This window comes from Deltaproteobacteria bacterium (assembly GCA_020848905.1).
GTDB lineage: Bacteria > Myxococcota_A > Polyangia.
Genome location: JADLHG010000088.1, coordinates 1 through 5153 on the forward strand (window position 1 = coordinate 1; position 5153 = coordinate 5153).

The following is a 5153-nucleotide window of genomic DNA, read 5'->3' on the forward strand; positions in this document are numbered from 1 at the left end:
CTTCGGTGCGTCTCGCGTCCGCGTTGGGGTCCGGCTCGGAGTAGCTGGATCGTGGCGGGTCGCGGGGCTCCCGGGCGCGGGCACCCGGGAGAGCGCGTTGGCGTGCGGCGGCTCGCAGCGACCGAGCAACGCGCACCGGCCACTGCCGGCACGCGGTGTCAAACCCGCGTTCCACCCGCAGGCGGGCCCATGCCGGCGCGCCACGGAGCGGGCATCGCGCGTGGGGGACGGGGGCCCCGTGGCGGGCAGTTGGAGGACGCGAGCCTGACGCCAGGGGCGTGCCGCGTGGCCTGGGCGCCGGCGGGTTCTCGACGCTGGGTTGGGACCAATGTAGTATCGTGTGCCGTGGAAGACGGTGGGTTGCTCGTTCCGCGCACCCGGGGGCGCGCGACGGCGTGGCGTCGATGACGCTCCCGGGGGGCGAGCGCCGGCCAGCGGCGCCCGGTCGTCGGAACTCCGCGCACATCGGGACGGTCGCCGCGGCGTATGCATCGACGCTGCTCGACGTGGCGTGTCGCCGGGGAGCCAACCGCGAATACCTGCTCGGGCGGACTCGCATCCGGGACGCAGACTTGGCAGCTCTGTCCACCCGCGTCCCGATCGGTGATCTGCTGGACCTGTTCGAGGCCGGCCGCGAGCTGTCTGGCGATCCGCTCCTCGGCCTGCACATGGGTGCGGAGGCCAAGCCGCGGACGTTCGGCGCGCTCGGCTACGCGGCGATGGGCGCGGCGACGCTCGCACAAGCCGTGGCGCTCATCCCACGCTATGAGCAGGTCGTCTACGACGGCGGTCGCACCAGCGTGGCACGGCGCGGGTCGAGTGTGGAGGTCGTCTGGCACTCGGGGTTGGACTCGGCTGGTTCTGAACGAGTGCGGCCGCTGAACGAAGCGATCGTCGCAGGGTGGCTCGGCTTCGGCCGCTTCATCGCCGCCTCGCGCTTCCCGGCCGAGCAGGTTCGGTTTCAGCATCCGCGACCGAGCAGCGTCGCGGAGCTCGACGGGTACGACGCGTTCTTCGGCTGCCCGGTGAGGTTCGAGGCCGTCGACAACGCGCTGAGTGTCCCTGCTTCTCTGCTCGAAGTACCGTTGCTCTACCACGACGACGCGCTGCGCCAGGTCATGGAGCGTCACGCGACCGCGGCCATCCGAGATCTCGAGGAAGGCCGGCGCTTCACGCGCAGAGTCGCAGCGGCGATCCGCGACCGACTCGCCAGCGGCGCGCCGACCGCAGCGGCGGTCGGTCGCCAGCTCGGCACGAGCGAGCGCTCCTTGCGCCGGCAGCTCTCGGCAGAGGGCCAGAGCTACCATGGGCTGCTCTCTGAGGTGCGACTCGAGCTCGCCTCGTGCTACCTCGCCGACCCGACGCTCACTCTGCTCGATGTGGCTCTCCTGGTCGGCTACTCGGACCAGAGCGCGTTCTCGACTGCGTTTCGCCGGTGGACTGGCCGCAGCCCGAGCTCGCTCCGCGCCCCGCGGCCCGCTCGAGGTCGCGACGACGATCACGCGTGAAGCGCACCGAAGAGCGATGCGCGCGGCCCCGGGGCGCCCGCTGGAGCCGAGCCGCGCCGCCGGAGATGAGCTGGCCGGGCCTCGCACGATCCTGGCCGGCGCTCGAACGGTCGGATGCGAAGAGCCGCGTAGACTGTCAGCGGCAGGAGGTGCCCGTGATGACAACCACGATCGAGGAGGCCCGGCATGTCGCGTCCTGCGGTCTGCTCGTGCTGGCTGCGAGCTGCGCGCCCGCCGCCGGCGACTCGACGTCTGGGGGCGGGCCGGCAGCGGGGGGCTCGGCGCCCGGCGCCTCAGGACACGGCGGCTCGGGGCAGGGCGGCTCGGAGCCGCCCAACAGCGGCGGGACCGGCGGGTGGATACTGACCGGAGGGAGCGCGGGGGCTGGCGGAGCCGCCGGCACCTCCGCCGCGCCTGTGACGATCGACGAGTGCCCCGGACCGCTGGATGCCGCAGTCGCCCAGGCGTTGGCTGCCGGCGGCGCCTCGGACGCGAACATGCGGTGGCTCTATCCGTACGACCGAACCGTGTTCCCACGCGGGCTACAGGCCCCGATCTTGCAATGGGCACCGGCGGGCAATGTCCCCGCCCAGGCCGTCTACCTGCGGCTCGCTTCGAGCGGCTTCACGTACCGCGGGTGCTTCGGACCCACGAGCCCGGCGCGACTCCCGGTGCCACAGCACGTCTGGGACATCGCTTCGTCCCTCGCGAGCGGCCCGTCGGATCCGATCACCATCGAGCTCACGACCGTGGCGAACGGCAAGATCAGCGGCCCCCTCGGCCAGATGTGGGCGATCGCTCCGGCGACGCTGAAAGGCGCTCTCTACTACAACACCTACGGGTCGCCCCAGGTGCAGAACAACGGCGCGGTGATGCGCCTGATCCCAGGTCAACCCCAACCACAGGCGTTCCTGTCCGTGCCGGGAGTGGCTCCCCTCGGTCCATGCATGTCATGCCATTCGGTCAGCGCGAACGGCCAGAGCATGATCGCGGCGCGGCACTTCTACCCGATCGGGCCCTACCAGAGCTTCTCCTACGACATCCAGGCGAATCCGAACCCGAATCCGCCCCAGATCAGCCCGGGGGCGCTCGACGGCGCAGCCTTCTCGGCCATCTTCCCCGACGGATCGAAGTTCATGACGAACGGCAGCCCGGGCACGACTTCGGTGTTCCCACTGAACGGCCCGGGGAACGTGGTCGGTGTCGAGGGCCCGCGCGAGTCGCGGCTCTTCGCCATCAACGGCACGCCGCTCCAGGCGAGCGGGTGGAGCGCCAAATACGCAAAGATGCCGATGTTCTCCCCCGACGGCCGGCACATCGTCTTCAATGACCACCAGGACTCGAGCGGGCACAGCCTCGCCGTGATGGACTTCGACACCTCGTCGAACACGTTCTCCAACTACCGGAGGATCTTCGGAGACCCAGCGCTCTACCCAGGCTGGCCGTTCTTCACGCCGGACTCGAAGGGCGTCGTCTTCGTCTTGGCCGACGTGAGCGACTACGTCAGCTCGTACGGGGAACGACCGGTAGTCGCCCACAGCGACCTCTACTACGTCCACCTCGCCACCCTGGCGGCCGTCCGGCTCGCACGCGCGGGTGGCTTCGATGGTGGCGCGAGCTTCCTGCCCTACCCCGGGCGTGACGAGCACTACGACTTCTTCCCGACCGTGAGTCCGGTCGCGGCAGGCGGGCAATTCTGGTTGTTCTTCACCAGCCGGCGCAACTACGGCAACACGATCGTCGGCGGGGTCGACGTCGTCGCATCGAAGAAGATCTGGGTGAGCGCTATCGACATCGACCCGGTCCCCGGGACCGACCCGAGCCACCCAGCCTTCTACTTGCCTGGCCAGGAGCAAGGCGCGGGGAACATCCGGGCCTTCGCGGCGCTGGAGCCGTGCCGGGCCGACGGCGATTCCTGCTCGAGCGGCATCCAATGCTGCTGCGGCGCGTGCGACATTACCTGCAGTTGCCCGCAGGGTTGCTCGAAGGTGGACGACCGGTGCACGATCAGCACCGATTGCTGCGATCCCGAGGCTGAATGCATCAACGGGTTCTGTGCGGAGATCATCCATTGATCGCGGACGAGAAACCGACGCAGGACCGTCCTGGCTGGGGGAGGTCCGAAGCAGGCGAGACTCGTGGGCCGGCGGGGACGCGACGGAGCGCCGCGGGCGAGCGAACGCGAGCGGCGAGCGCGCTCCCCGCGAAGGCCACCGCCGGCGTTCCCGGATCTGGAGGCCTACAGAGTGCCGACCGGCACGTCGCGGCCGGACTCGCGAACAGCTACGCGCCAGCGGTCAGCGTCGCTCTACCCCACGTCGTCGACACGCACCCAGCCGCCCCGGTCTGCCGCCACGTGACAGGCCAGGGCCACCTGCGTGACATGGCGGGCCTCTTCCCCGGAGAGTTCGGGCTCTCGAGCTCCCCGAACGGCCTCGGCGAAGGCGCGAGATGCCTCGCGAAATCCGGAGGCCCAGTCGTCCTCGAGGTCGTCGAACCGGGACCACCGGCCCTCCGAGAACATCACGAGCGGGGCCCCGAGAGTCATGTCCGCAGTACAACGCGTGAGGTAGAGAACGCCTCGGTCTCCGGTAACCTCGACTTGCTCGTCCATCGGGTAGTAGCGCGACGGGATAGCGAGGTGCCGGCTCAAGGTCACGTCCATCACGCCAAACCGGCCCGGCTCCCGGTGTTTCCAGGTGAAGCAGGCCGGAGCGTCGATCCGGAGCCCGGAACCGGGCATCAGCTCCGTCCACTCGATCCAGCCCGACACGCGCTCGATCGGGCCCAGCATCCACCGCGCGACATCGAGCTTGTGGAAGCCATCGTCGAACGTTATCACGCCGGGGCCGCACTGATCACGATCCATGCGCCAGGCCCAGGCGTCGAGGGGCACGTCCCAGCCACCTGGCTCGAGCGTGATGCCGTTCTTCATGCGGATGGCTCGTGGCTCACCGACCGCGCCCTGCGCAACGAGCTCCCGCGCCCTCCGATAGGGGGGATGAAACAGGAAGTTGTCGAAGACCTGCAGCAGGACGCCGGCACGGCGGCAGGCGTCGATCATTTCGTCGCACTGGGCGACGTCGAGCGCCATCGGCTTCTGCACGCAGACGTGCTTTCCGGCGGCGGCCGCCGCCACGGTCACCGGGTGGTGGAGGTGGTGCGGCAGGAGGACCTCGACCGCTTCCACGGCAGGGTCGGCGAGCAGGTCGCGCCAATCGAGGTAGGCCGACTCCACGCCCCACTCGACACGTCGGCGCTCGAGCGTCGCGGGATTCGAGTCGCATATCGCCCGGATCCGCGACCGCCCGTGTGTCCTGTGCGCTTGCGCATGGAGATCCGCGATCCGGCCCAGCCCGACGATACCGACTTCGACAGGAGACCACGCCATGGGACAAGGCTACCGTGTCCCTCGCGGAGTGCCAGCCCGGCGTGCCATCCGTGCACGACGTTCGCGCTCCGGCGCGCCCTCGATCGCGCGCGGGCCTCCTCACCGATCTCGAGCGGTGCAGGCGGTACTCGCGAAGCGCCGCGGTGGTCGCGCGCGTTCGGGTTGGATACCGTAGGCACCGTGATGCCTGATACCGTGGTCGAGCGTGAACGGAGCCGCGCGATGCGGCTGGGCGGCCTCGGGCTGCTGCTCGC

3 protein-coding genes are annotated in these 5153 nt (G+C 70.0%); 2 read left to right on the top strand and 1 reads right to left on the bottom strand.

Annotation, left to right across the window (positions count from 1 at the left end):
* The first annotated feature begins 404 nt into the window (after nt 1-404).
* Together IT371_31910 and IT371_31915 are read left to right on the top strand one after the other, a co-directional pair.
* Entirely contained in the window at nt 405-1508 is a 1104-nt protein-coding gene (locus IT371_31910) for an AraC family transcriptional regulator (protein ID MCC6752297.1), read from the top strand.
* 158 nt (nt 1509-1666) lie between these two features.
* Nucleotides 1667-3583 carry a hypothetical protein gene (locus IT371_31915; protein MCC6752298.1) on the top strand — a complete coding sequence of 639 codons (1917 nt, stop codon included), beginning with the start codon at nt 1667-1669 and terminating at the stop codon, nt 3581-3583.
* 233 nt (nt 3584-3816) lie between these two features.
* Here the strand turns inward: IT371_31915 and IT371_31920 are convergent, their stop codons facing one another.
* Nucleotides 3817-4899 carry a Gfo/Idh/MocA family oxidoreductase gene (locus IT371_31920; GenBank protein MCC6752299.1) on the bottom strand — a complete coding sequence of 361 codons (1083 nt, stop codon included), beginning with the start codon at nt 4897-4899 and terminating at the stop codon, nt 3817-3819.
* Nucleotides 4900-5153 lie beyond the last annotated feature (254 nt).

Excerpts from the sequence above, each read along its gene's own strand:
- IT371_31910 (MCC6752297.1), top strand. The coding sequence starts at position 405 with ATGACGCTCCCGGGGGGCGAGCGCCGGCCAGCGGCGCCCGGTCGTCGG.
- IT371_31920 (MCC6752299.1), bottom strand. The coding sequence starts at position 4,899 with ATGGCGTGGTCTCCTGTCGAAGTCGGTATCGTCGGGCTGGGCCGGATC.
- IT371_31915 (MCC6752298.1), top strand. The coding sequence starts at position 1,667 with ATGACAACCACGATCGAGGAGGCCCGGCATGTCGCGTCCTGCGGTCTG.